At 67.1% G+C, this 25,641-nt stretch carries 20 protein-coding genes; 17 read left to right on the forward strand and 3 right to left on the reverse strand.

What is annotated here, in order from left to right:
* Nucleotides 1-37 precede the first annotated feature (37 nt).
* Complete coding sequence (locus ACGFNJ_RS05210) at nt 38-3,025, reverse strand: N-acetylmuramoyl-L-alanine amidase (protein ID WP_393443499.1); 2,988 nt, start codon at nt 3,023-3,025, stop codon at nt 38-40.
* 340 nt (nt 3,026-3,365) lie between these two features.
* Between ACGFNJ_RS05210 and ACGFNJ_RS05215 the strand changes: the two genes are divergently transcribed.
* Nucleotides 3,366-4,823 carry a SpoIID/LytB domain-containing protein gene (locus ACGFNJ_RS05215; RefSeq protein WP_393443501.1) on the forward strand — a complete coding sequence of 486 codons (1,458 nt, stop codon included), beginning with the start codon at nt 3,366-3,368 and terminating at the stop codon, nt 4,821-4,823.
* Here ACGFNJ_RS05215 and ACGFNJ_RS05220 read toward each other — a convergent pair.
* Nucleotides 4,820-5,320, reverse strand: coding sequence for a MarR family winged helix-turn-helix transcriptional regulator (locus ACGFNJ_RS05220; protein WP_393443503.1), 501 nt, complete (start codon nt 5,318-5,320; stop codon nt 4,820-4,822). The genes ACGFNJ_RS05215 and ACGFNJ_RS05220 overlap by 4 nt on opposite strands.
* A 108-nt stretch (nt 5,321-5,428) precedes the next feature.
* Here ACGFNJ_RS05220 and ACGFNJ_RS05225 point away from each other — a divergent pair, with 108 nt between their 5' ends.
* The 3 genes from ACGFNJ_RS05225 to ACGFNJ_RS05235 all read left to right on the forward strand — a co-directional run bounded on the left by ACGFNJ_RS05225 (nt 5,429) and on the right by ACGFNJ_RS05235 (nt 7,920).
* Nucleotides 5,429-6,427 (forward strand): EamA family transporter, encoded by a 999-nt coding sequence (locus ACGFNJ_RS05225; protein ID WP_393443505.1) that lies wholly within the window; start codon nt 5,429-5,431, stop codon nt 6,425-6,427.
* Nucleotides 6,428-6,511: 84 nt separating this feature from the next.
* Nucleotides 6,512-7,270 carry a MerR family transcriptional regulator gene (locus ACGFNJ_RS05230; RefSeq protein WP_393443507.1) on the forward strand — a complete coding sequence of 253 codons (759 nt, stop codon included), beginning with the start codon at nt 6,512-6,514 and terminating at the stop codon, nt 7,268-7,270.
* 95 nt (nt 7,271-7,365) lie between these two features.
* Nucleotides 7,366-7,920, forward strand: a complete 555-nt coding sequence (locus tag ACGFNJ_RS05235) for a hypothetical protein (protein ID WP_393443509.1) — start codon at nt 7,366-7,368, stop codon at nt 7,918-7,920.
* A 35-nt stretch (nt 7,921-7,955) separates the two neighbouring features.
* Here the strand turns inward: ACGFNJ_RS05235 and ACGFNJ_RS05240 are convergent, their stop codons facing one another.
* Nucleotides 7,956-8,603, reverse strand: a complete 648-nt coding sequence (locus ACGFNJ_RS05240) for a TetR/AcrR family transcriptional regulator (RefSeq protein WP_393443511.1) — start codon at nt 8,601-8,603, stop codon at nt 7,956-7,958.
* 105 nt (nt 8,604-8,708) lie between these two features.
* Here ACGFNJ_RS05240 and ACGFNJ_RS05245 point away from each other — a divergent pair, with 105 nt between their 5' ends.
* The 13 genes from ACGFNJ_RS05245 to ACGFNJ_RS05305 all read left to right on the forward strand — a co-directional run bounded on the left by ACGFNJ_RS05245 (nt 8,709) and on the right by ACGFNJ_RS05305 (nt 25,465).
* Entirely contained in the window at nt 8,709-9,431 is a 723-nt protein-coding gene (locus ACGFNJ_RS05245) for an SDR family NAD(P)-dependent oxidoreductase (protein WP_393443513.1), read from the forward strand.
* A gap of 176 nt (nt 9,432-9,607) precedes the next feature.
* Complete coding sequence (glf, locus tag ACGFNJ_RS05250; RefSeq protein ID WP_393443515.1) at nt 9,608-10,837, forward strand: UDP-galactopyranose mutase; 1,230 nt, start codon at nt 9,608-9,610, stop codon at nt 10,835-10,837.
* Entirely contained in the window at nt 10,834-12,774 is a 1,941-nt protein-coding gene (locus ACGFNJ_RS05255) for a glycosyltransferase (protein WP_393443517.1), read from the forward strand. The genes glf and ACGFNJ_RS05255 overlap by 4 nt, the downstream gene beginning before the upstream one ends.
* Nucleotides 12,775-12,809: 35 nt before the next feature.
* Complete coding sequence (locus ACGFNJ_RS05260; RefSeq protein WP_245745851.1) at nt 12,810-13,394, forward strand: phosphatase PAP2 family protein; 585 nt, start codon at nt 12,810-12,812, stop codon at nt 13,392-13,394.
* A 1-nt stretch (nt 13,395) separates the two neighbouring features.
* Complete coding sequence (locus ACGFNJ_RS05265) at nt 13,396-14,322, forward strand: decaprenyl-phosphate phosphoribosyltransferase (protein WP_069162021.1); 927 nt, start codon at nt 13,396-13,398, stop codon at nt 14,320-14,322.
* A gap of 4 nt (nt 14,323-14,326) precedes the next feature.
* Complete coding sequence (zomB, locus tag ACGFNJ_RS05270) at nt 14,327-16,279, forward strand: flagellar motor control protein ZomB (protein ID WP_393443519.1); 1,953 nt, start codon at nt 14,327-14,329, stop codon at nt 16,277-16,279.
* A gap of 297 nt (nt 16,280-16,576) precedes the next feature.
* The gene (locus tag ACGFNJ_RS05275) at nt 16,577-17,584 is read left to right on the forward strand and encodes an alpha/beta hydrolase (protein ID WP_393443521.1); all 1,008 of its coding nucleotides are present in this window, start codon (nt 16,577-16,579) and stop codon (nt 17,582-17,584) included.
* Between the two features lie 321 nt (nt 17,585-17,905).
* Nucleotides 17,906-18,967, forward strand: coding sequence for an alpha/beta hydrolase (locus ACGFNJ_RS05280; RefSeq protein WP_393443523.1), 1,062 nt, complete (start codon nt 17,906-17,908; stop codon nt 18,965-18,967).
* A gap of 378 nt (nt 18,968-19,345) precedes the next feature.
* Complete coding sequence (locus ACGFNJ_RS05285) at nt 19,346-20,338, forward strand: alpha/beta hydrolase (RefSeq protein WP_393443525.1); 993 nt, start codon at nt 19,346-19,348, stop codon at nt 20,336-20,338.
* Nucleotides 20,339-20,764: 426 nt separating this feature from the next.
* Nucleotides 20,765-21,772 (forward strand): alpha/beta hydrolase, encoded by a 1,008-nt coding sequence (locus ACGFNJ_RS05290; protein WP_393443527.1) that lies wholly within the window; start codon nt 20,765-20,767, stop codon nt 21,770-21,772.
* A 206-nt stretch (nt 21,773-21,978) separates the two neighbouring features.
* Nucleotides 21,979-23,775, forward strand: a complete 1,797-nt coding sequence (locus tag ACGFNJ_RS05295) for an alpha/beta hydrolase-fold protein (RefSeq protein ID WP_393443784.1) — start codon at nt 21,979-21,981, stop codon at nt 23,773-23,775.
* Between the two features lie 176 nt (nt 23,776-23,951).
* Complete coding sequence (locus ACGFNJ_RS05300) at nt 23,952-24,482, forward strand: DUF732 domain-containing protein (RefSeq protein WP_393443529.1); 531 nt, start codon at nt 23,952-23,954, stop codon at nt 24,480-24,482.
* Nucleotides 24,479-25,465, forward strand: coding sequence for a cutinase family protein (locus ACGFNJ_RS05305; RefSeq protein WP_393443531.1), 987 nt, complete (start codon nt 24,479-24,481; stop codon nt 25,463-25,465). Before ACGFNJ_RS05300 ends, ACGFNJ_RS05305 begins: the two co-directional genes overlap by 4 nt.
* The last annotated feature ends 176 nt before the right edge of the window (nt 25,466-25,641 follow it).

The following is a 25,641-nucleotide window of genomic DNA, read 5'->3' on the forward strand; positions in this document are numbered from 1 at the left end:
TCACGGGCGGCGAGCTCCGAGTGCGAGTGAACCGGGGTCAGCCTGCGGGGGCGGGCGTCCGGTCAGGAGCGAATACTTCTGCTTGGGAAGGGATTTGGAGTGGGGCCTGGGCAGCGGCAGGTGCTTCGGCGGGTGCCGAGGACTCGGCCGGCGGCGGTGTCACCGCAGGTGCCGGGACCGCCGCTGGCGCTGGAGCCGGTGCGGGGACCGGCGCGCTGCGCGCCACTTCCTGCTGGTAGGTGTCGTTGTAGGTCTTCCAGACCGTGGTGACGATGCCGGTCATCTGGTTGAGGATGAGCGAACCATTCTGGAAGTCCGAGCGCAGCCCGTTCGGGATCGTGTAGGCGTTGCTCGTCGGCAGGCCGAGCACGCCAGCGTCGCCGCCGAGCTGCAGGAAGCGGTCGAGGATCGCGCCGAGCACCTCGACGATCTGGCCGTCCTGCGCCGTGTACACGTAGCCGTTGGCGAACCTGGCGTACTGCTGGCCGTGCGCGGCAGGCTGCGGCTCGGACTGCACGGCGCCGAGCGGTCCACGGGCGCCGCCCTTGTCGACCCAGTGCTTGGCAATCGGATTCTGATCCACCATGTCGAACAGCTTCTTGGCCAGCGCGGCCAGCTGGGTGAGATCGGGCTTGGGGCGCTGCGGCGCGGCTTGCGGTGGCGTGGCCTGCTGTGGTGCGGCCTGCTGTGGCGCAGGGGCGGTCCCGGTGCCCTGGTCGCTGGGCGGGGCGGCGCGGTAATCGCTTGGCGCCGGGGTGAATCCGCCTGCGGTACCGGCGGCGATCGTGCGGATCCGGTCCATCATGCCGTAGAGGGCGTCGCCGGGGCAGCTGGTGTTGCCGACGTCGCGGTGTGCGAACACGATCGGCAGGTTCACCGCCTGACCCATGGCGTAGGAGGTGTACTCCGTGCCTTCGGAGTACATGGTGGTGTACCCGATCGGGTCGAGGTGGGCGATCTTGGCCCGCCAGCCGATGAAACTGCCGAGGGCGTCGATGGATTCGGCGGTCGGCGATTCGGACATGTAGTTGCCCATCAGCGCGACACCAGCGGTGTTCTCGTTGAACCCGCCCGCGTGCGCGCCCTGCACCGCGCGGTCGAGTCCGCCGAAGCGGCCCTCGAACACCTGGCCGTACTTGTCGACCAGCGCGTTGTAGCCGATGTCGCACCAGCCCAACGTCTGTGCGTGATAGGTGTAGATCGCGCGGACGATGCCCGCGGATTCTTCCTTCGAGTAGTCGTTGCGTCCTGCGGTGTGGTGCACCGTGATCCCGCCGAGGCCGTCGCCGCCGGGGCCGTCGTCGTAGGTGGGCCCATCGCAGCGAATGCTTTCGTCGGCGCCCCATCCCTCACGGCTGATGAAGGTGGGACCGCCGCCGGGCAGCGCCGCGGCGACCTTGTGCAGCGCGCCGTCGATGGCGCCGCGGCCCGGATCGATCAGGACCGCGGTCAGGTCGACGCCGGACATCTGCGCCGGATCGTCCGAGCGCGGCACCAGCGGTGCGGCGTCCGTGGGGTCGGGCGCCGTTGCGGCGGCAGGCTTGCGGGTCGTCAGCAGCTGCACCGCCTTGGTGGTGCCGACGTAGATCGGTTCGGTGCCGGTCTTGCCGCCGGGCGCGGTGTGATCGGTGCGGCGGGTGTCCACCGGTTCGGTGCTGAACCACGGACCCCAGCTGCCGTTGGACTGCCTGGCGCGGACCATCGTCTTGGTGTCCGCCAGATTCGCCGCGGTCACCGCGACCACGCTGAACGGGGTGTCCCTGGAAAGTTCTTTGACCTGCGCGCCGACCTGGTCGACCAGGTTCGGCGGCACCGCACCGGGTGCAAGCGCGGGGGTGTCGGGCGTGGTGCCCGGCTCGAGCCTGCTCGGGTCGGCAACGAACATCGCGCCGGGTGTCGACTCCGCGGACTGTCCGGAAACCGTTGCCGGAGTTTGGCTTTGGCCCGAGTTATCAGCCGGGATGCCAGGCGCCGGAGCGTTCGGCGCTGGGGTGCCTGCAGGTGCTTGTGCGGGGATCGGTCCAGGCGCGGTGTTTTGCGCCGGTGCGGCGGCCTGTCCTGGGATGGCGTTCGGTGCGGCCTGACCAGGAACACCTGCTTGTCCTGGACCCGCGGCTTGGCCGGGGAACGCGCTCTGTCCCGGCGCGACTGCCTGTCCGGGGAATGAGCCTTGTCCCGGCGAGGTGAATTGCCCAGGTGCCGCGGCCTGTCCGGAGGCGGCGTTCGGTGCAGGTGCGACTGCTTGTCCGGGGACAGCGCCCGGCACTGGCGCGGCGGCTTGGCCAGGGAACGTCGCCTGTCCCGGTGTAGCGGCCTGTCCTGGGATGGCGTTCGGTGCGGGTGCGGTGGCTTGTCCGGGGAAGGTGGTCTGGCCCGGTGCGGCGGCTTGGCCGGGGACCGTCGCCTGCCCTGGTGCGGTGGTTTGTCCTGGGATGGCGTTCGGTGCGGGTGCGGTGGCTTGTCCGGGAACCGTCGCCTGGCCCGGAGTGGTGGCTTGTCCGGGGAACGTGGCTTGCCCTGGTGTGGTGGCTTGGCCGGGGTAGGTGGCCTGGCCTGGTGTGTTGGCTTGCCCTGGCGCGGTGGCCTGTCCAGGGAAGGGAGTCCGACTCTGTCCGGGAGTGGCGTTCGATCCAGGTGTGGAGAACTGACCTGGCGCGCTCTGCTGGCCGGGAGTGGTCGGGGAATTCAGCCGGGGTAGCGGGATTTCCTTGGGTAGCTCGACGCCAGGCGGTAGGGGTAGGCCCTCTGGAATCGGGAGGGATGCGGGCAGTGGCAGCATCCGCAGATCGGACAGGTGCAGATCAGGCAGGTCGAGCCCGGTGAGTTCGCGCAGCGGGAGCACGATGTCGGGCGTCGAGTTCAGCACGACCTCGGCGAGCTGGGCGGGGACGGCGGCCAGCTCGGTGCCGGTGGTCGAGCGGTAGTCGGGCGAGTCGCTCATCGTCAGCACCGCGAGCGGGGCCGCTACCGCCAGCGTGGTGACAACCGGGAGCACGTAGGAACGTTTCGGTTTGCGGTAGGGCACGAGCTTCTCCATTCAGGTCGAACCAGTGAATCGCCAGCGAATCAGGGTTGCTTCCTGATGTATCAACGATCACAATAGTCACAACTGTCACAAATCTAAACCTCTGGTTGAGGATTATGTGATTGCTCGAATGTAGCTCTCGGAATGCGGCCGGATGGAACGACATGCCGACAGGTATCGAATCCGCCCGGCCCTGGAAAACCGTGGGAGTGAACGGATGCGACGCCACACAGCACCGGACTTGCAGAGCACGGGGGGAGCACGACTGCGCGTGAAATCCGCGCGCAGCACACCACGAACACGAAGCGGTCGACTACAACCCGCACTACCTGGACGTTCGATGCTCGTCACAGGTAGTGCGGCAGTGGTGGCCGGCACCGTGCTCGTGCTGTGGGCATGGCCGGCGGAGATGCCGTATCGCACCGTGGCGGGCCCGGGGCACGGCAGGGGGATGAGTCAGCTCGGTGCGTTCGCGAACGCGCAAGAAGGGTGGACCGCCGAACGCATCTTGGCGCACTACTATCCCGGCGCGAAATTCAGCACTGCCCCGGCAACTACCGTCGGAATCCGGCTCACCACTCAGGACGATTCCACGCTCGACACATATGCCGATGCGGGCTTGCGCGTCGCCGGTCAGGAATTCGGCGGCGGACAGGCCGCGCATCTCACCCCGCTACCCAACGGCGGCGCCAACGTGGTGGTGACGGTCGGTTGCGACGGTGCCGTGGTGTGGCAGGGGGACACGGCCGACCCGTGGGTGTATCCGATCGATCCGGGCCCCGGCCGCCCCGCCGCCGAACACCTGACCCTGTGCGGTGGCACGGGCTATCGCGGCGCGCTCGGCGTGGCCACGGAGAACGGTCTGGCGCGCACCGTCAACCGGGTCGACGTGGAGGACTATCTGCTCGGCGTCGTGCCGGCCGAAGTGCAGGCCAACTGGGCGGACAAGGGTGCGGTCGAGGCATTGCGCGCGCAGGCGATCGCCGCACGGTCGTATGTCCTTGCCGAGCACCGGTATCCGTACGCGCAGACCTGTGACACCACCGACTGCCAGGTGTATCCCGGCACGGTCAAGGAGGATCCGCGCACGGCCGCCGCCATCGCCGCCACCGCGGGCACCGTGCTGCTGCGCGACGGCCGGATCCTGCGCACCGAATACTCCTCGGCGCCCGACGGCGGTGAGCCCGCCGACATCTACGCCTTCGACGTCGGTCCCGCCGTGCCCGAAACACCAAACGCGCCAACGGATCCGCGCAGGCAGACCGCTGTCGCGGAGTCGCCGATCGACATCGAATACCGGCGCATCGGCGGCGCCGCCAGCGCGGTCGGCCAGCCGATCGGCCCCGAAATGGTGCTCCCGGAAAACGCGGGCACCTATCGCATGTTCACCAACGGCGTCATCATCGCGACGGAAACCCTTGGCGCACAGGTCGTCGACTTCACCACGCTGATGCAGCTGGTCCCCGACCCAGCTGCCGCACCCTCCGGCGCCACCACCCCGCCCGCGGCCTCGGGTGCCGCACCCGGCGCCACCGCCGCCCCGACCACCGCATCCACACCGACGCCGCGCCCAACCCCGAACCACCCGATTCCTTCGGGCGCCCCGACGGGCGTGGCACCCGAGGGTGCGCCAACTGGTCCGCTGCCAGAGGTCGCGCCGCCTGTCGCTATACCGGACAGTGCTCCGACAGGCGTTGTGCCGGAGGGTGTTTCGCCTGGTGCCAGGTCGGAGGCTGCGCCGCCTGATATTGCGCCGGACAGCTCTCAGGCGGGCGTCGAACTGGGCGGCCGGTCCTAGTCAGGTACTCCGTCGCCGAGTGATTCGGCGAGGGTTCGGAGCAGGCCCGCGAGTTGTTCGCGCGCGGGTAGGTCCAGGACGGCGAGGATGCGCTGCTCGTTGTCCATGTGCTTGGGCAGGATGTCGTCGATCGTCTTGCGGCCCTCCGGGGTGAGTCGGACCCGGATCACCCTGCGGTCTTCGGGGCACGGCAGGCGCTCGACCCAGTTCTTCGCCACCAGCCGATCGATGCGGTTGGTGATCGCGCCCGAGGTCACCATGGCGACCTTGATCAACGCGCCTGCGGTCAGTCCTTCGTCGCCGCCGGATCTGCGGAGCGTGGCGAGCACGTCGAACTCCCAGAACTCCATGCCGAACTGGCTGAAGAACTGCTTCAGCTCCTGTTCGAACAGTCGCGACAGCCGCTGGACTCGGCCGATCACCGCCATCGGCGACACATCGACATCGGGCCGCTCCCGATTCCAGTGCTGGGTGAACAGGTCAACCGCATCCGCCACGGGTCTCTCCTCTCCGCTTTAAGAATCTTAACATTCATCTACTTGACGCTGAGGGACCTGAGCGGGTAGATATTTCAACGTTGAGATTATCAATGAGGAGCGAACGACATGTCCACAAGCACCACCCCGCAGACCGGAAATTCCTACGCGGGCACCCTGGCGCTCACCGCCCTCACGCCGATCGTCTGGGGCTCCACCTACGCCGTCACCACCGAGTTCCTGCCGCCGGACCGCCCGCTGTTCACCGCGCTGATGCGCGCACTGCCCGCAGGTCTCGTGCTCCTCGCCCTCACCAGGATGCTGCCGCACGGCCGCTGGATCGGCCGCGCCGCAGTGCTCGGCGTCCTCAACATCGGCGCCTTCTTCCCGCTGCTGTTCCTCGCCGCGTACCGGCTGCCCGGCGGTGTCGCAGGCGTCCTCGGCGCGGTCGCGCCGATGTTCGCGCTCGCCTTCGCCACCGTGCTGCTCGCCGAAAAGCCCAACGGCCGCAAGGTGATTGCCGGACTCATCGGCATCTTCGGCGTCGCACTGGTTGTGCTGCGCGGCACCGCGCAACTCGACACCGTCGGCGTGATCGCCGGACTGCTCGGCGCCGCCTCGATGGCGGCGGGCACCGTGCTCACGCAGCGCTGGGGACGGCCGGACGGCGTCGGACCGCTCGCGCTGACCGGCTGGCAGCTCACCGCGGGTGGGCTCTTCATCCTCCCGTTGGCGCTGCTCATCGAGGGCGCACCGCCCGCGATGGACGGCAGGGCCGTCGGTGGCTACCTCTACATCGGCGTCATCGGCACCGCGCTGGCCTACTGGCTCTGGGTGCGTGGCATCTCGAAGGTGCCCGCCACCTCGGTCGCCTTCCTCGGCCTGCTGAGCCCGGTGTCGGCCGCGGTGATCGGGTGGATCGCGCTCGGCCAGGCACTCACCGCGCCGCAGATCGTCGGTTTGGCCATCGCACTCGGCGGCACGGTGCTCGGCCAGCTGGCGGGCAGGCCCAAGACCGGAACACCGACGCCGATCCCGGTCGCGCCTGCGCAACCGGCAACTGCCGCCGCGTCGACCGCGACCGTCACCCCGATCGCCGCGGAGCCGGTCTTGGCGGCAGCCCGCTGAGCTGCACATAATTGAGGTTGACCTTGACGTTACGTCAACTTGCATGCTGGAAGCACCGACACGAGAGAAGGGAGGACGAAGGTCATGGGCACCCAGGAATGGTCCATCCAGGATCTGGCCAAGGCGGCGGGGACCACCAGCCGCACGCTGCGCCACTACGGCCAGCTCGGGCTGTTGGCGCCGAGCCGGATCGGCGCCAACGGGTACCGCTACTACGACCAGGACTCCCTGGTGCGGTTGCAACGCATCCTGCTCCTGCGCGAACTCGGCCTGAGCCTTCCGGTCATCGCCGAAGTTCTGGCAGGCGAAAAGGATCCCGCCGCCGCACTGCGCACGCACCTGGAACTGCTTCGGCAGGAACAGGATCGGATCCGGCGCCAAATCGAGTCGGTGCAATCCACGCTGCACAAGACGGAACGAGGTGAACAACTCATGGCAGCAGAGGTTTTCGACGGGTTCGACCACACTCAGTACAAGGATGAGGTGATCGAACGCTGGGGCAAGGACGCCTACGAGAGCGGCGACAAGTGGTGGCGTGCGAAGAGCGCGACGCAGAAGCAAGACTTCATGCAGACCGCCAAGGACATCGCCGCCGACTACGGCGCGGCACATACCGCCGGTCTCGCGGTCGACAGCGCCGAGGTGCAGGCCGTTGTCGCCAGGCACCATGCCTGGATCGGCGAGGGCTGGCAGGGACGTGAGGTGGTGAAGGAAGCCTTCATCGGCCTGGGCGAGATGTACGTCGCGGATGACCGCTTCCGCGCGAACTACGACGTGCACGGCGCGGGGACCACGGAGTTCGTCCGTGACGCCATGAAGGTCTACGCCGAAGCCCGGCTCTAGATCACCCGACCCGGTCGGCCGGTCCGCATACTGAATGCCGACCGGCCGACCGTTCTACTATCACCACGCCACCATTGACGGGGAGGACGTACGACATGACCACCGAAGGTGCCATCACGACGCGCCCGTCGTCCACGAACGAGCTGATCCCCGGCCTCACCATCGCGCTCGCCGGGCTCACCGCGCTCTGCAATCTGTGGGGCGCCAAGGTCATCCTGGAGTTGTTCGGCGACCGAAAGCCGCATGTCGACAGCTCGCTCGTGCTGTTCGCCGGCCTCGGCGCCCTCCTCGCCGCCGCGGCCCTCGGCTACGGCGTCTTCCTGATGTCGCGCCGCGACGAAGCGGGCCGCTACACCGTCGTCATCGCCTCCGGCGTCCTGTCGGTCCTTGCCGCGGCCGCCCTCGTCTACGCCCTCGCCGATTACCACCCCGACTACGCGATCGACTGGTACCCCACCGAAGGCCCCGTCGCCGACCCCTTGCTCGCCGTCTTCACCGGCCTCGTCGGCAGCGTCTCCGCTCTCGTCCACCGCGCCTGGATTCCCAGCCTGACCAGCCTCGTCCTCCCGCTCGCCGTCTTCCTCCTCGCCGCATCCCGCCCCACCGCGACCTGGATCGCTCAGCCCCGCTGGACATCTCGGCGCTACTGACGCTCGCCCGAACCTCCGCCCCGCGTACTGCGGTGCTATGACCGGCTTTCCGGGTGCGGCCTGCGCAGAGATTCCATCAGCTGTTCCTCGGTCAGCGGGGGAACCGGGAGGGGATGGGCGGCGTCGGCGCGCAGACCGTCGAGAGTGAGGGCGAGGTGGCGGCGCCACGCGGTCGGCGCGATGGTGGCAGTGGCTTCGAGGATTCTGGTGTGGGACCAGGTGATGAAGGCGATGTCCTCGAGCACCCAGTCGGCGCGAAGGGCTCCGGATTGCTGTGCGCGAGTGATGATTTGGCGCATCACGGTGTGTCCGGTCGCTTGGGCCGCCGCGATGGCGGTGCTCGGCGCGGCGCGGACGGCCAGTCCGCTGATGAGACGGTCGCCGGCCTGGAGTTCGCAGATCATTTCCACCAAGTAGACGAACGCTTCCCAGGGGTCGGGGATCGCGAGCGCTTGCTCGGCGATGCGCCCGCCCGCTTCGATGCGGTCTTCGACGGCGGCGGCGATGAGGTCGTCGCGGGTGGGGAAGCGGTTGTACAGGGTGCCGATCGCGACACCGGCGCGGGCGGCGATGTCCTTGAGTGGGGCGTCGAGACCGCGTTCCTCGAAGACCGCACGAGCCGCGCTCACGATCGCGTCGCGGTTGCGGCGGGCATCGCTGCGTAGCGGCTTGTCCTCGGGCATTCGCCGATCCTACAAATCCGAGCACAGAATTATGTTGAGCCTGGGTTCAAGTTAGTGTTAGGGTCGACGCTAACTTGAACCCATGCTCAACTTAGTGAGGTGGCCATGCCTAAGACCATTGCGATATTCGGATTCGGACCGGGACTCGGCATGGGAACCGCGCGGCGCTTCGGCAGGGAAGGCTTCCGCGTGGCGGTGCTCGGGCGAAATCCTGACAAGGCCCGGCGGCACGCGGCCGACCTCGCCGCCGAGGGCATCGAGGCCGCCGCCTTTCCCACGGACGTCACGGACGAGAAGCAGGTCGACGCGGCGATCGCGCACATCGAATCGACACTCGGGCCGATCGACGTCGCGATGCACGGGGCAGCGGCCGACATCGCCGACCGCATCCCGGCCACGCTCGATGTCGACCCCGCCGCGCTGCGTATCCCGCTGGCACTGAAGCTCTACTCGCCGATCCTGATGACCCGCGCGCTGGCGCCCGCGATGATCGAACGCGGCGACGGCGCGCTGCTGTTCTCGTCGGGGGCCTCCGATCGCCACCCGATGCCCTACCTGTCGAACTTCGGCGTCGCGCTCGCCGCGCAGCGCGGATACCTGCAACAGATGGCCGCCGAACTGCGCGACACCGGCGTCTACGTCGGCTTGCTCAATGTCGGCGCGCTGATCGGCAACAGCAAGGCCGAGCAGATCGTCGACGAACACCCGGAGTGGGTGCCAGCGGGCCTGGAGCTCACCCGCGTCGGCAATGACGAACTCGGCGAGCTCTATTGGCGGATGTACACCGAGCGCCGCGACCTCGAGGTCGAGGTCGGTTTCCCGAGCTGAGCCGAGCTCGCGCCGAGCCCGCGGGATGCTTTGCCAACATTCGGCAAAGTTCTGGTGGCCAAACGACGCATATCGCCCAGCTAGAAGCGCTGAAATGGGTCTTGGGCAGCGTGCACAACCACACACCTCGCGACTCCGCCGGGGCCGGGCGCAGACTTCCGATACTCTGGGCTCCCGTGACCGTCGCATCGTCCCCGGGTAACTCCGCCAACTCCACCGCACAGTTCGATTTGATTGTTGTCGGCTCCGGCTTCTTCGGGTTGACCATCGCCGAACGCGCCGCCAGCCAGCTGGGCAAACGCGTGCTGGTGATCGATCGTCGCTACCACATGGGCGGCAACGCCTACTCGGAACCGGATCCGGATACCGGGATCGAGATCCACAAGTACGGTGCGCACCTGTTCCACACCTCGAACAAGCGCGTGTGGGACTACGTCACCCAGTTCACCGAGTTCACCGGTTACCGGCATCACGTCTACGCGTACCACAAGGGCCAGGCCTACCAGTTCCCGATGGGCCTCGGCCTGATCTCGCAGTTCTTCGGCCGCTACTTCACGCCGGAGGAAGCCCGCACGCTCATCGCGGAGCAGGCCGCCGAGTTCGAGACGAAGGACGCGCAGAACCTCGAGGAGAAGGCGATCTCGCTGATCGGCCGCCCGCTCTACGAGGCGTTCATCCGCGACTACACCGCCAAGCAGTGGCAGACCGACCCGAAGGAACTGCCCGCGGGCAACATCACCCGCCTGCCGGTGCGCTACACCTTCGACAACCGCTACTTCAACGACACCTACGAGGGCCTGCCCAAAGAGGGCTACACGAAGTGGCTGGAGAACATGGCCGCCTCGGAGCTCATCGAGGTCAGGGTCAACACCGACTGGTTCGAGGTGCGCGACGAGCTGCGCGCGGCCAACCCGGACGCCCCGGTGGTCTACACCGGCCCGCTGGACCGCTACTTCGATTACCAAGAGGGCGAACTCGGCTGGCGCACCATCGATTTCGAGACCGAAGTGCTCGAGACCGGCGACTTCCAGGGCACCTCGGTGATGAACTACAACGACGCGGACGTGCCGTACACCCGCATCATCGAGCCGCGCCACTTCCACCCGGAGCGGGACTACCCGGCCGACAAGACGGTCATCATGCGCGAGTTCTCCCGGTTCGCGCAGACCGGCGACGAGCCGTACTACCCGATCAACACGCCGGAGGACCGCGCCAAGCTCACCGCGTACCGGGTGCTGGCCAAGAAGGAAACCGCAACGGAGAAGGTCCTTTTCGGTGGCCGTCTCGGCACGTACCAGTACTTGGACATGCACATGGCGATCGGTAGCGCGCTGAGCATGTTCGACAATGTGCTGCGGCCGCACCTGGAGACCGGTGCCCCGCTTGTCGACGAAAGTGCAGAATGACCTCCCAGCCTCTTTTGGAAGACATGACCACCGAGACTCGCGCGACATCGCTGCTGCAGCGGATCATCCTGCCCCGGCCGGGTGAACCGCTCGACGTGCGCACCCTCTACGTCGAGGAATCCAAGACCAACGCCAAGCGCGCGCACGCCGCCACCCGCACCTCGCTGTCGATCGGCGCGGAGTCCGAGGTGTCGTTCTGCACGTACTTCAACGCGCTGCCCGCGAGCTACTGGCGCCGCTGGAGCATCCTGCCCTCGGTGGTGCTTCGCCTGGAGCTGGCCGGCCACGGCCGGGTGGACGTGTACCGCTCGAAGGCGGACGGTTCGCGAATCCACGTGCAGGGCAAGGAATTCGCCGTCGCGCCCGGCACCGAGTCGGTGCACGTCGAGTTCGAGACCGATCTGGGCCCGTTCGAGGACGGTGGCTGGATCTGGTTCGACATCACCACCGACACGGCGGTCACGCTGCTGGCAGGCGGCTGGTACGCGCCGATCGAAGCGCCCGACGAGGGCAGCATCGCGGTCGGCATGCCGACCTTCAACCGGCCGACGGATCTGGTGAAAACCCTTGCCGCGCTTGGCTCGGACCCGCTGGTGCTGGCGAAGATCGCCGCGGTGATCGTCGCCGACCAGGGCAACCGCAAGGTGGTCGACGAGCCGGGCTTCGCCGAGGCCGCCGCGCCGCTCGGCGACCGGCTGTCCATCCACAACCAGCCCAACCTCGGCGGTTCCGGTGGGTACAGCCGGGTGATGTACGAGGCGCTGAAGACCACCGACGCCCAGTACATCGTCTACATGGACGACGACATCGAGATCGAGCCGGACTCGATCCTGCGCGCGCTGGCCTTCGCCCGCTTCGCCAAGAAGCCGATGCTGGTCGGTGGGCAGATGCTCAACCTGCAGGAGCGCTCGCACCTGCACAGCATGGGCGAGGTCGTCGACCGCGGCGTCTTCATGTGGACCTCGGCGCCGAATGTCGAGTACGACCACGACTTCTCGAAGTATCCGCTGAAGGACCGCGACAACTCCAAGCTGCTGCACCGGCGCATCGACGTCGACTTCAACGGCTGGTGGACCTGCGTGATCCCGCGCCGGGTCGCCGAGGAGATCGGCCAGCCGCTGCCGCTGTTCCTGAAGTGGGACGACGTCGAATACGGCCTGCGGGCGCGCGACCACGGCTACAACACGGTCACCCTGCCCGGCGCCGCGGTGTGGCACATGGCGTGGAGCGACAAGGACGACGCCATCGACTGGCAGGCGTACTTCCACCTGCGCAACCGGCTGGTCGTCGCGTCGTTGCACCTGCCTGGCAACGGCAGGGGCATGGTGGTCAACACCATCAAGGCGACACTGAAACACCTGCTCTGCCTGGAGTATTCGACGGTCGCCATCCAGAACCTGGCGATCCGCGACTTCCTGGCTGGTCCGGAGCGACTGTTCCAGCTGCTGCCGAGCGCCCTCGGCGCCGTGCACGCGCTGCGCAAGCAGTACCCGGACGCGGTGATCCTGCCGTCGTCCACCGAGCTGCCGCTGGCCAGCCATCTCGAGGTCGGCGCGGTGGGTGAGCCTGCCAACCCGATCGCCAAGGTGGTTCGGCTGGCCAAGGGCGTTGTGCACAACCTGCGCCCGGCGCACGCACAGCATTACGAGACCCCGCAGCTGAACGTGCCGACGCTGGACGCGCGGTGGTTCTTGCTGTCGCAGGTCGACGGGGTTACCGTCACCACCGCCGACGGACGCGGGGTGGTCTACCGCAAGCGGGACCCGCGCCAGGCCCTCGGCCTGTTCAAGGAAGCGATGCGCCTGCGCAAGGAGCTGGCCGCGCGCTTCCCCGAAATGCAGCAGCGTTACCGCGCCGCCCACCCGCAGCTGACCAGCACCGCGGCCTGGGAGAATGCCTTCGGCATCGGCGCCGACACGAAGGGTGACAAGCAGTGACCTTGGGCGCAGCGGACAACACCGCGGTGAACCCGATGCAGAGCACGAACGGCCACGGCGGACCGGTGTCCGCCGTGCCGTCGGCAGGCCAGACGCCGCCCGAGGTGCAGATCATCAACGCGGTGCAGTCGCGGATCGCCACTCCCGAGGTGATCAAGGCCGCCCGCGGCATGTCGCATTTCGGCGAGCACGCGCTCGGCTGGGTCGGCATCGCCGCGGCGGGCTGGCTCGTGGACAAGCCGCGCCGCAGGCAGTGGGCCGGCGTCGCGGTCGGCGCGGTCGGCGCGCACGCCGCATCGATCGTGATCAAGCGCATCGTCCGCAGGCCCCGCCCGAACGACCCGTCGGTGCAGGTCAATGTGTCGACGCCGAGCAAGCTGAGCTTCCCGTCGTCGCACGCCACCTCGACCACCGCGGCGGCCGTGTTGCTCGGCAGATTGACCGGGCTACCCTTGCCTGCGGTGCTCGTGCCGCCGATGCTGCTTTCCCGGGTTGTGCTCGGGGTGCATTATCCCTCCGATGTGCTCGCGGGTTCCGCGCTCGGCGCCGCCTCCGCGGCCGCTGTGCTCGCCGCTGAAAAGAGACTCGATGACCGCCGCACAAGAAAGAGCCTCCGCTGAGATGAGTGAAGAGCCGACCGGGACCGACCTAGCCGAAGGGGTCGTCAAGGGCCCGCCGAAGACGTTGGCCGGTGGGCTGTTCAAGGCTGTCCGGCCGCGCCAGTGGATCAAGAACGTCTTGGTGCTCGCGGCACCGGTGGCCGCGGCCTCGGTCAACGAGCTGGACGTGCTGACCTCCGTCGGCATCGCGTTCGTGGTGTTCTGCATGGCGGCCTCCGGCATCTACCTGGTCAACGACGCGCTGGATGTCGAGGCCGACCGGGCGCACCCGACCAAGCGGTACCGGCCGATCGCGGCAGGCGTCGTGCCGGTGAACCTGGCCTACCTGCTCGCCGTGCTGCTGCTCGCCGGGTCGATCGCCGGATCGTTCCTCGCCTCCTGGCATCTGGCGGTCGTGATCGCGGTCTACATCGGCATCCAGCTGGCCTACTGCTTCGGTCTCAAGCACCAGGCGGTGCTGGACATCTGCATCGTGTCCTCCGGCTTCCTGCTGCGTGCCGTCGCAGGCGGCGCGGCCGCGGATATCGCTCCGTCGCAATGGTTCCTGCTCGTCATGGCGTTCGGTTCGCTGTTCATGGCGGCGGGCAAGCGCTACGCCGAACTGCAGATCGCGCTCGGCACCGGCGCCAAGATCCGCAAGTCGCTCGAGTACTACACGCCGACCTATCTGCGCTTCATCTGGACGCTCGCGGCGACCGCCGTCGTGGTGTTCTACGGGCTGTGGGCCTTCCAGCAGGACAGCCTGAAAGACACCAATTGGTACGCCATCTCTATGATTCCGTTTACCATCGCAATTCTGCGTTACGCGGTCGACGTCGATGGCGGCGAGGCCGGTGAACCCGAAGAGATCGCGCTGGGGGATCGTGTCCTCCAGTTCCTCGCAATTGCCTGGATCGGAGCGGTAGGTGTCGCTGTCTATCTCACCTGACGAGATGTTGGTAGCGGGAGTGGAGCGAACGGAATACGCGAACGAGGGGCCGGCCGCACAGCCGGCCCGCTCGGCGTTGCGGTTCGCCCGCCTATCCAAAGCCACGTTCGTCGGTGGGATCGTCCTCACCGTCGTCCTTTTCGCCGTCGGCGGCTGGCAGCGCCGCTGGATCGCCGACGACGGCCTCATCGTGCTGCGCACGGTGCGAAACCTGCTGGCAGGCAACGGCCCCGTCTTCAACGAGGGCGAGCGAGTCGAGACCAACACCAGCACCGCGTGGACCTACCTCGTCTGGTTCTTCAGCTGGCTGACCCAGGCGCGGCTGGAGTACGTGGTGCTCGGTGTCGCGCTGACGGCATCGCTGGCGGCGGTGGTGTTCGCCATGCTCGGCGCGTCCCGGCTGTGGGGCGGTCCCCGTGCCACGCTGCTGCTGCCCGCCGGTGTGCTCGTCTACATCGCGATCCCGCCCGCCCGTGACTATGTCACCTCCGGCTTGGAGAGCGGGCTGGTGATCTGCTGGCTCGGCCTGCTGTGGTGGCTGTTAATGCGCTGGGCCATGGCGGATCGGGTCCGCATGCCCGCACTGCTCGGCCTGGTCTTCCTCGCCGGCCTGGCTCCGCTGATCCGTCCCGAGATGACGCTGGTCGGCGGCCTCGCCTTGCTGATGATCGTCATCGCGCCGATGCCGGAGTCCCGGCTGCGCCCGATCGTGTTGCGCGGCTTGATCATTGCCGTTGCCGGCCTGGTGCCGATGGGCTATCAGATCTGGCGGATGGGCTACTACGGCCTGCCCTATCCGAACACCGCGGTCGCCAAGGACGCGGGCGGCGCCAAATGGGGGCAGGGCTTCACCTACCTCTGGGATCTGGTCGGCCCGTACTACCTGTGGGTGCCGTTGCTCGTGCTGCTCGCCGCGGGCGTCGTCGCGGCAAGGGCCAAGTCCGCCGAGGCCGATCCGGCCGGTCGGCACGTCGCCCCCGAATCGGCACATCGCTGGAACGCGCGCGTGGTGCGCGAGTGGCTGCGCTCGCCCGCCGCGGTGGTCACGCTGGTGCTGCTGAGCGGTTTCCTGCTGACGCTCTACGCGCTGCGCGTCGGCGGCGACTTCATGCACGGCCGGATGCTGCTTCCGCAGCTGTTCCTGCTGCTGCTCCCGGTCGCGGTGGTGCCGATTCGATTGCCGCAGGGCGGACTTCGCGCGGCGACCGCCGCCGACTGGTCCTTCGCGGTGATCGCGTTCGCGCTGCTCGGCACCGCGGGCTGGGCCGTGTTCGCCGCGGGTACCACGGCCATCAAGACCGGCACCAAGATCAGTTCGACCGGCATCGTCGACGAGCGGGTCTACTACGTCCTCAACACTGGCCACGATCATCCGATCCTGGCCGAGGACTACCTGGACTACCCCCGGATCCGGTCCATGGTCGACACCATCGCCGCGCATCCGGACGGCGGCCTGCTGCTGAACTCGCCGTCGTTCATGTTCTGGGACATGGGCTTTCCGCCGCAGCCGATCCCGGAGGGCGGCGCAGGCCATACCGTTTACTTCCTCAACCTCGGCATGACGAGCATGAACGTCCCGCTCAACGTGCGCGTGATCGACCCGATGGGCCTGGCCTATCCGCTGGCCGCGCACACCGAGCGGCTCGTCGACGGCCGGATCGGGCACGACAAGAGCCTGTACTCGGACTGGGTCGTCGTCGACACCGGCATGGTGGACCAGCGCCCGTGGCTGCCCTGGTACATGGACCCCAAGTGGGTGGCGCAGGCGCGCACCGCGATGTCCTGCCCGGCCACCGAGGCGCTGATGGTGTCCTACCGGGATCCGTTCACCTTCGAGCGTTTCCGGCACAACCTGCGTCATGCGCTGACGTTCGCCAAATACCGCATTGATCGAGTGCCCAAGTACGAGATCCAGCGGTGCGGCCTGGTTGATCCCTACCCGCAACCGCCGCGCTGATCACAGCCTCGCCGGGCCCGGTGTTCGCACCGGGCCCGGCGTCTGTCTTTGGTCGGGTCACACAAAGGGCTGCTTGCTTGGCTGTCTCGGTTCGATAACGCCCGGCTAACGATGACACGCTAGGCTGCGAAAGTACGCCCGTCGTGACGTCCACTTGTTGGGGGCAGCGGCGGGTCATCGTGAGACGGCCGCTTCGGCTGCCGCAGGAACGAGAGGTCGAAACTGATGCGAGGCGTGTTCGGGCGTCTGAATGCTCGAAAAGCCGGATCGTGGTTCAGGCGTTCGGTGCTGGTGTCGATGGCGATTCTGCTACCGCTCGGGGTGTCGGTAACAGGTCCGGCAGGCCAGGCGTCGGCGGCTTTCAATCCCGACGGCTTCGATTTTTGGGTCGATTCCAGCATGGGCCCGATCAAGAATCGGGTCTTCCGTGCCGCGGACGGCAACACCAGGCGCGTGGTCTACGCGCTGGACGGCATGCGGGCGCGACCGGATCTGAGCGGCTGGGAAGTCGACACCGAGGTCGTGCGCGAGCTGACCAAATGGAACATGAACGTCGTGATGCCGGTGGGCGGGCCGTCGAGCTTCTACGCCGACTGGCTCGGGCCGAGCAATTTCTTCGGACTCGGCAGCTCAGGCAGTTCCGGTAGTGCCGGCTTGTCGTCCAGCGGTTCCGGCGACTCCGGTTCCGGCCTGCTCTCCGGTTCCGCGGGGTTGGGCAAGTCGAACACCTACAAGTGGGAGACCTTCCTCACCCAGGACCTGCGCTTCGCGCTGCGAGATCGTTTGGGCTTCAACCCCAATGGCAACGCCGTGTTCGGCCTGTCCATGGGCGGCAGTGCCGCGCTCACCCTCGCGGCCTACCATCCGGACCAGTTCCGTTACGCCGGTTCGTATTCCGGCTACCTGAACATCTCGGCGCCGGGTATGCGCGAGGCGCTGCGGGTGGCCATGCTCGACGCGGGCGGCTTCAATATCGACGCGATGGCGCCGCCGTGGGGCCCGCAGTGGCTGCGGATGGATCCGTTCGTGTTCGCGCCGCGCCTGAAGGCCAACAACACTCGGTTGTGGGTGTCCGCGGGCAGTGCGTTGCCGAGCGCAAAGGACGGCCTGAGTTTCAACACCTTCAACGCGATGGGGCTGGAGGCGCTCGCACTGGCCAATACCCGTGCGTTCCAGGTCCGGATGCTCTCGCTCGGCGCCAACAACGCCACCTACGACTTCCCGGCCGTCGGTGTGCACAACTGGACCTATTGGGCCGACGAGGTCTATCGGATGATCCCGGATATGTCGGCCAATATCGGGTGATTTCCCGGTAATCGCCAAGAGACCGCCCGGTGTCCAGACGCACCAGGCGGTCTCTTTTCACGTGTCCGTCGCGGTCTTTTCACATGTCGGTAGTCCAACTCGGGTTTGGTAACGAATGCAGAGGGTAGCGGCGCCATAGTTGTGGGTTGGGTCACTTTCCAGCAACATGGAAGCATCCGCTACCGATTCATACACGGAGAGCATGTACTGAGGTCGATTCGTCCGTTTTCGGCGGACGACGGCCTGCGGTGCCCGACATGGGGCCTGGCGGAGATCGCCAAATATTTGCCGCCCCGGCCGCCAGAGTGAAAGGTCGAGTTGATGCGAATTGCCCGCTGGAGACGTAGGCCCGGTACATCCGGAGCCACAGGTTCGTGGGCGAAGCGATCCGCATTAGGGATTGCTGTCGCGCTCCTGCTGCCTCTCGGGATCTCGGTCGTCGGCACCGGTGCCACCGCATCGGCGGGATTCGACCCCGCGGCGTTCGATTTCTGGGTCGACTCCGGCATGGGGCCGATCAAGACCCGCGTGCTGCGCGCCCGCGACGGCAACACCAATCGCGTGGTCTACGCGCTCGACGGCATGCGGGCGCCGGAGAACCTCAACGGCTGGGAGATCGAGACCAACGTGCCCGCGGCGCTCGCGGACGCGAACATCAACGTCGTCATGCCGGTCGGCGGCATGTCCAGCTTCTACGCGGACTGGAACGCGCCGAGCCAGCTGGCAGGCATCCCGGCCGGTACCGGTTCGTCCACCGGCTCGGGTGCGCTGAACATCCTCGCCGCAGGCCCTGGCAAGAGCTACCGGTACCAGTGGGAGACCTTCCTGACCAACGACCTGCGCTGGGCGCTGCGCGACCGGCTCGGGTTCAACCCGAACCGCAACGGCATCTTCGGCCTGTCCATGGGCGGCAGCGCGGCACTCACGCTGGCCGCCTACCACCCGGACCAGTTCAGCTTCGCAGGCTCGTACTCCGGTTACCTGAACATCTCCGCGCCGGGCATGCGTGAGGCGATCCGCATCGCGATGCTCGACGCGGGCGGCTACAACGTCGACTCGATGGCGCCGCCGTGGGGTCCGCAGTGGCTGCGGATGGATCCGTTCGTGTTCGCGCCCAACCTGGTGCGCAACGGCACTCGCCTGTGGATCGCGGCGGGCAGCGGCCTGCCGACGGCGACCGACGGGCCGAGCTTCAACACGCTGAACGGCATGGGCTTGGAAGCGTTGGCACTGGCCAACACGCGTGCGTTCCAGGTCAGGATGGCGACGCTGGGCGGCGGCAACACCGTGTACTCCTACCCGGCGTTCGGCATCCACGCGTGGAACAACTGGACCGATGAGGCGTACCGGATGATCCCGGACATGTCCGCCAATATCGGCTGACCCCTATCGCTGCGAACAGACCGCCCGGCGCACTCAGCGCCGGGCGGTCTGTCGTTGTCCGGGCTGGTCGGGGCGTGTGTCGGCGAAATGGCTGAGCGGTCGCTACCCATGCGTTCGTGCGGCGGTGGACATCGCCCGCCTAAATAGCTGGCAAACTTCTAGCTTTCATTACGATCCGGCATCGCCATGCGTTTTCGTGGGGACATCGCGCGAATACTGCCTATAGAAGAACGGTATTGCCGAGAACTTCGCGCATGGAAGCCATCGGTGCCCAGTGTCGATCTGCATGCACAACAGTTGCGGTCAACGACGATCGCACAGCGAAAGGTCGAATCGATGCGGTCAGGCGGAGTGCGCGGAATAGTAGCCAGTGTTCGAATGGTGGGGTTGTGGCCCGGACAGAGCCGCCGGTGGTTAACGCGTTCCGCATTAGGTCTCGTCCTTACGCTCGCACTGCCATTCGGTGCCGCGCTAGGTGGTTTCGGCGCGCCCGCACAGGCCGGATACAACCCGGCAGGCTTCGATTTCTGGGTCGACTCCAGTATGGGCCCGGTCAAAACCAGGATCTTCCGCGCCGCCGACGGCAATACCCGCCGGGTGGTCTACGCGCTGGACGGCCTGCGGGCACGCAACGACCTGAGCGGCTGGGAGATCGACACCGATATCTCCAGGGTGCTGCCGCAGTGGAACATCAATGTGGTGATGCCGATCGGTGGGCAGTCCAGCTTCTATACCGATTGGATCGCGCCGAGCAATACCAACGGCCAGGCCGCGCCCTACGCCTGGGAAACGTTCCTGACCAGCAACCTGCGCTGGGCGTTGCGCGACAGGCTCGGCTTCAACCCCGGCGGCAACGCGGTATTCGGCCTGTCGATGGGCGGCAGCGCCGCGCTGGCCTTGGCCGCGTACCACGCCGACCAGTTTCGTTACGCGGCTTCCTATTCCGGTTATCTGAATATTTCCGCGCCTGGCATGAAAGAGGGCCTGCGGCTGGCCATGCTCGACGCGGGCGGCTTCAACATCGACGCGATGTGGGGTCCGCCATGGGATCCGCGCTGGTTGCGTAACGATCCGTTCATGTTCGCGCCACTGTTGCGCGCCAATGGAACTCGGCTGTGGATCGCCACCGGCAACGGCATCAACGGACCACGCGATGTCATCAACGCACCGATCGACGTCTATCACCTCGGCAACGCGATGGCGCTGGAAACGATCGCCCTCGCCAACACCCGTGCCTTTGAAGCCAAGATGAACAGCCTCGGGCCGAGTAATGCCGTCTTCGTCTACACACCCGTCGGCGTACACAGCTGGAGCTACTGGCAGGAGCAGGTTTTTCAGATGCTGCCCGATCTGAGCGCGAATTTAGGCTGAGTTGAATTCGTAGCGCCCACTGGCCGTTCCGGTTACGCTCCGCTCGCTCGCCCGGCACAATGCTCGAGCCGGGCTGCTGACACTTCCGGCCATCAGGTGAAAATTTGGTGTTCCGACACGACAATCACCGGTGCGACGCGATAGGGTCACCGCACCATCACAGATTGCGTACGGGCGGATTTCGGCCACCTGGGTGCCTTGGTCTTGCTAAGGCAACGAGCGTCGAATATCGTCCAGCGGGCGCAAGTGTGACCAGATCGTTGTAGCGCGATGCAGGTACCGGAGTCGGGGTCCGGTGCGATGTGCCGCGTGTCTCGTTGGCAGCACAGGTGCAGCTCGATCTCTCGAGGTCGCGGACCGCACCACAACAGGCAGAAAAGCAGAAAGAGAGCAGGATTCATGCGTTTCGGCAGGGCGGCCGCGCCGATGAGAACCGAGTCGGGCCGGCGAGGCGCACCTCGTGGTTGGCGTCAGCGAATTCTGGCAGTTGGTGCCTCGGCACTGGCACTACCGATTGCCGCTGGTGTGGCGGCCCCGATCGCCACCGCAGCTCCGGTGCACGCACCGGTATTGCGTGCTCCCGCAGGTGGATTCGAAGACCTGATGGTCCCGTCGAGCATGGGCCCGATCAAGGTCCAGGTGCAGTGGGCATCGCGCGGCGGCAACGCGGCGCTCTACCTGCTCGACGGACTCCGGGCGCGGGACGACCGCAACGCCTGGTCGTTCGAGACGAACGCACTGCAGCAGTTCGGTGGCGACAACATCTCCCTGGTCATGCCGGTCGGCGGCCAGTCCAGCTTCTACGCGGACTGGTACAAGCCGAGCAGCCTCAACGGCCAGAAGACGACCTACAAGTGGGAAACCTTCCTCACCAAGGAGCTCCCTGCCTTCCTCGAGGGCTACGGCGTCTCCCGCACCAACAACGCGGTGGCCGGTCTGTCCATGGGTGGCAGTGCCGCGCTCGCGCTGGCCGCGTACCACCGGGACCAGTTCAAGTTCGCCGCTTCTTACTCGGGCTACCTGAACGTTTCGGCGCCGGGCATGCGTGAGGCGATCCGTATCGCGATGCTCGACGCGGGCCGCTACGACGTGGACGCGATGGCGGCGCCGTGGAGCCCCGCGTGGCTGCGGATGGACCCGTTCGTGTTCGCGCCGCAGCTCAAGGGCCTGCCGATGTACATCTCGGCGGCCAGCGGCCTGCCGGGCGAGTTCGACAAGCCCAACTCTGCGGTCGGCGTGTTCAACACCAGCAACGCGATGGCGCTCGAGGCGCTCTCGCTGGTGAACACCCGCGCGTTCCAGGCTCGCCTGAGCTCGCTCGGCATCCCGGCCAAGTTCGACTTCCCGGCCTCCGGTACCCACTCGTGGAAGTACTGGGAGAGCGAGCTCTTCAAGTCCCGCAACGGAATCCTGGACGCCACCGGCGCCTGGTGATCTCTTACTAACGCTCAGGCCGCACCCCATCCGGGTGCGGCCTGAGTCGCGTTTCGGGACAGATGATTGCGCGTGTCGTCCCGGTAACCCGGCTGCCACCGGGGTAGAAAGCTCTTGTGGCAGGGATTCGGCGCGGCAGCTGGGGGAGACGCGAGCGTCGCGGCGCGCGTCTGGTCGGCGGGCGTCTCGCCCTGGTCGCCACCGCCATGGTCATTCCGTTGGCCGCAGGCCTCGCCCCGGCCGCCGCACAGCCTGCCCCTGCGCCCGCACCAGCCCCCGCGCCGGAGGCTGCCCCGGCGACCGTGCAGAAGGTGATCTGGCTGACCGACCGCCGGGTCGCGTTATGGATCAATTCGCCATCGATGGCCACTCCGATCCAGGTACAGCTGCTGCTGGCCAGGGACTGGAATACGCGCCCCGACACGCGATTCCCGGTGCTGTATCTGCTCGACGGCCTGCGCGCCACCGACGACGAGAGCGGCTGGACCAAGGACGCGGGCGCCGTTGATTTCTTCGCCGACAAGAACGTCACCGTCGTGCTGCCGGTCGGCGGCCAGGCCAGCTTCTACTCCGACTGGCTGCAGCCGAACAACGGCAAGAACTACAAGTGGGAAACCTTCCTCACCAAGGAGTTACCGCCGCTGCTGGAGAGCCAGTGGCGAGCCACGGATGTGCGTGGCATGGAAGGCCTTTCGATGGGTGGCACGGCGGCCATGTTCCTGGCCGCCCGCAACCCCGGCTTCGCCAAGTACGCCGCGTCGTACTCGGGCTTCCTGACCACGACCACGATCGGCATGCCGCAGGCCATCCAGTACGCGATGCACGACGCGGGCGGCTTCGACGTCGGGGCCATGTGGGGTCCGCCTGCCGGCCCGGAATGGGCTGCCCACGATCCGTACACGCTGGCCGAGAAGTTGAAGGGCGTCACCCTGTACGTCTCGAGCGGTAGCGGCGCGGCCGGTCCGTTCGATCAGGCGTCCGGTATCCCCGGGGTCAGCACCAACTACGCGGGCATGGGCTTGGAGATCCTGTCGCGGCTCACCTCGCAGAACTTCGTCACCAAGCTCGGCAAGCTGGCGATCCCTGCCCAGGTGAATTACCGCCCGTCCGGTACGCATTCGTGGCCATACTGGGATTTCGAGATGCGCCAGTCCTGGATACAGGCCGCGGCCGCGCTCGGTGTCGACCCTGGCGCGGGTGCCTGCACGGTGGGCGGTTCGATCGCCCCCGTCGCGACAGCGAATGGCTGGCTCGGACCGTGCACGAGTCCGGAGTACCAGGTCGCCGGTGGCATCGCCCAGGATTTCCGGTCCGGCCGGGTCTATTTCACGCCGGGTGGCGGCGCGCATCCGGTCGGCGGCATGATCGGCGGCGGATATCAAGCGGCACAGGGTCCCAACGGCCCGCTCGGCCTGCCGGTCGATGACGAACGTGCGCTGCCGGACGGCAAGGGACGGCTGCAGACCTTCCAGCACGGCGCGCTCTACTGGACGCCGCAGACCGGCGCGCAAGCGGTACGCGGTGCGATCTTCGACGAGTGGGGCAAGCAGGGATTCGAGCGCGGCCCCGCGGGCTATCCCGTCGGACCCGAGATCAAGACGCCGAAACGCGACGGCGCCGTGCAGGCGTTCGAGAACGGCCCCTTCTACTACAGCGCGAAGACCGGTGTGCGCCGGGTCGGCGGCCTGATTCTCGACAAGTACGCCCAAATGGGTTACGAGAACAGCTGGCTCGGTTTCCCCGCCGCCGAGGAGCAGCCGTTGAAGGACCTCGGCCGGTACAGCCGCTTCGAGGGCGGCAGTATCTATTGGAGTCCACTGTCGGGCACCTGGGCCGTCAAGAACGGCGCGATCATGGACGCCTGGCAGGTGCTCGGCTACGAGAGCGGCAAGCTCGGCTATCCGATCAGCGACGAGTTCCCGGTCCCCGGCGGCACCCAGCAGAATTTCCAAACCGGCTACATCCTGGTTCGCGACGGTAAACCCGAAGTACACGGCCTGTGAACCCGCACAATCGATCGGGATATTGCACCCTGCGCAACCACCACGGAGCGAGTTTTGCGAGCGACCCGTTCGCGAGACTAAGGGGCCGCGAACCACGCCGCGGCCACGCGGCCAATAAAACAGCTAGCCTGGGGGCCGACTACCCCCGTTCGCGAACAGATCGAGGAACAGAATTCATGCAGAGGACCCGTGGAAAGGTATTCGGCGTTGTAACGGCTATCGCCGCTACCGGCCTGCTCGCCGCGTGTGGCGGTAACGACTCGACCGCGTCGAGCACGCCGACGTTGACCCGCACCACGGCGGCGACGACGCCGACCGCCGCATCCACCCCCGGCAGCGACACCAGCCAGCAGCAGGCGCCTGCTCCCGAGCCCGAGCAGCCGCAGGCGCCGACGGCGGCGCCGGAGCGGCCGCAGCCGGTGCCGACGAATGCCGCGCCCGCCGACACCTCGAAGCTCAACGACAAGGACAAGAAGTTCCTCGATGCGCTGAAGCAACAGGGCGTCACCCCTTCGACGCCGGATATCGCGCTGAGCGTGGGGAATTACGTCTGTCAGGGCGTCAAGTCCGGTGCGTCGGATCAGGATCTGATGACGTTCGTGACCGCGATGGCCGGTTCCGATCCGTCCTTCGATCCGGCCAAGATGCCGGTGGAGAAGGCGGGGCAGGCCTACATCTCCGCGGCTAAGCAGACGTACTGCCAGTGATCGGACGCCGTGGTTCGACATCCCGCCGGTCCCGACCGGCGGGATGCCTGCTGCTGCTTGCGATCCCGGTCCTGATCGTCGTTCTCGCACTGCTGCTGTGGTACCTGCTCGCCGGGCCGCTGCGGCAGCCGAAGCCGGGCCCGCCCGGCCCGAAGGAGCCGACCTCGCAGTCGGCGAGCTGTCCGGACGTCGAGATGATCTCGGTGCCGGGCACCTGGGAGTCCAACAGCACCGACGATCCGCGCAACCCGAGCGCGAACCCGATGTCGTTGATGCTCAACATCTCCAACCCGGTCCGCCAGCAGTTCCCGAACGAGCGGCTCGACGTGTTCACCGTCCCGTACGTCGCGCAGTTCTCGAATCCGATCGCGCTGCCGCCGGATGGTCAGCAGTCCTACAACAACAGCCGGTCCGAGGGCACGCAGCGGATGGTCGAGGAGATGCGGCGCCAGTACCAGGAGTGTCCGCTGACCACCTATGTGATCGCGGGCTTCTCGCAAGGCGCGGTGATCGCGGGTGACGTTGCCGCGGATATCGGCGCAGGCAAGGGTCCGGTGCCCGCGAAGCTGGTGCTCGGTGTGACGCTCATTTCGGATGGCCGCCGCACCGGCGACACCGGTCCCGGTCAGGCCGTCCAGGTCGGTGACGTGCCGCAAGGCGTCGGGGCCGAGGTCGCGTTGAAAGGCCTCAATGTGCCTGGCATCACGATGACCGGCCCGCGCCCCGGCGGCTTCGGCGAGCTGGCCGAGCGCACCTTCACCATGTGTGCGCGCGGCGACCTGATCTGTGACGCACCGCGAGAAGCGCTGAGCCCGTGGAACATCATGAGCAGCGTCGGGTCGCTGGTGCGCGCCGCGGGCAACCCGGTGCACAGCCTCTACAACGGCTTCGTGGTCGATGACAAAGCCGACACTTCCACTCAGTGGACGGTCAACTGGGCGAACAATCTCGTCGAGTCCGCGCCGCATCCGCCGCATTCGTGAGAACTCACAGGCAATGCTCTTGTCGGAGAGCAGTACACCCAGTACTGCTCCGACAAGGTCGCCTCGCGTTGGGCCGCACGCTGTAAAGTGCGCTGATGATCGCGACGCAGGTAACCCCTGACTCGGTGTCCGGGGCGGGACCGTCCTGCACGGTCGCGCCCGATTTCCTTACAGCC

The organism is Nocardia sp. NPDC049149 (genome assembly GCF_043197455.1).
GTDB lineage: Bacteria > Actinomycetota > Actinomycetes > Mycobacteriales > Mycobacteriaceae > Nocardia.

Excerpts from the sequence above, each read along its gene's own strand:
- ACGFNJ_RS05215 (WP_393443501.1), top strand. The coding sequence starts at position 3,366 with ATGCTCGTCACAGGTAGTGCGGCAGTGGTGGCCGGCACCGTGCTCGTG.
- ACGFNJ_RS05225 (WP_393443505.1), top strand. The coding sequence starts at position 5,429 with ATGTCCACAAGCACCACCCCGCAGACCGGAAATTCCTACGCGGGCACC.
- ACGFNJ_RS05230 (WP_393443507.1), top strand. The coding sequence starts at position 6,512 with ATGGGCACCCAGGAATGGTCCATCCAGGATCTGGCCAAGGCGGCGGGG.
- ACGFNJ_RS05235 (WP_393443509.1), top strand. The coding sequence starts at position 7,366 with ATGACCACCGAAGGTGCCATCACGACGCGCCCGTCGTCCACGAACGAG.
- ACGFNJ_RS05240 (WP_393443511.1), bottom strand. The coding sequence starts at position 8,603 with ATGCCCGAGGACAAGCCGCTACGCAGCGATGCCCGCCGCAACCGCGAC.
- ACGFNJ_RS05245 (WP_393443513.1), top strand. The coding sequence starts at position 8,709 with ATGCCTAAGACCATTGCGATATTCGGATTCGGACCGGGACTCGGCATG.
- ACGFNJ_RS05255 (WP_393443517.1), top strand. The coding sequence starts at position 10,834 with ATGACCTCCCAGCCTCTTTTGGAAGACATGACCACCGAGACTCGCGCG.
- ACGFNJ_RS05260 (WP_245745851.1), top strand. The coding sequence starts at position 12,810 with ATGCAGAGCACGAACGGCCACGGCGGACCGGTGTCCGCCGTGCCGTCG.
- ACGFNJ_RS05265 (WP_069162021.1), top strand. The coding sequence starts at position 13,396 with ATGAGTGAAGAGCCGACCGGGACCGACCTAGCCGAAGGGGTCGTCAAG.
- zomB (WP_393443519.1), top strand. The coding sequence starts at position 14,327 with ATGTTGGTAGCGGGAGTGGAGCGAACGGAATACGCGAACGAGGGGCCG.
- ACGFNJ_RS05275 (WP_393443521.1), top strand. The coding sequence starts at position 16,577 with ATGGCGATTCTGCTACCGCTCGGGGTGTCGGTAACAGGTCCGGCAGGC.
- ACGFNJ_RS05280 (WP_393443523.1), top strand. The coding sequence starts at position 17,906 with ATGCGAATTGCCCGCTGGAGACGTAGGCCCGGTACATCCGGAGCCACA.
- ACGFNJ_RS05285 (WP_393443525.1), top strand. The coding sequence starts at position 19,346 with ATGGTGGGGTTGTGGCCCGGACAGAGCCGCCGGTGGTTAACGCGTTCC.
- ACGFNJ_RS05290 (WP_393443527.1), top strand. The coding sequence starts at position 20,765 with ATGAGAACCGAGTCGGGCCGGCGAGGCGCACCTCGTGGTTGGCGTCAG.
- ACGFNJ_RS05295 (WP_393443784.1), top strand. The coding sequence starts at position 21,979 with ATGGTCATTCCGTTGGCCGCAGGCCTCGCCCCGGCCGCCGCACAGCCT.
- ACGFNJ_RS05300 (WP_393443529.1), top strand. The coding sequence starts at position 23,952 with ATGCAGAGGACCCGTGGAAAGGTATTCGGCGTTGTAACGGCTATCGCC.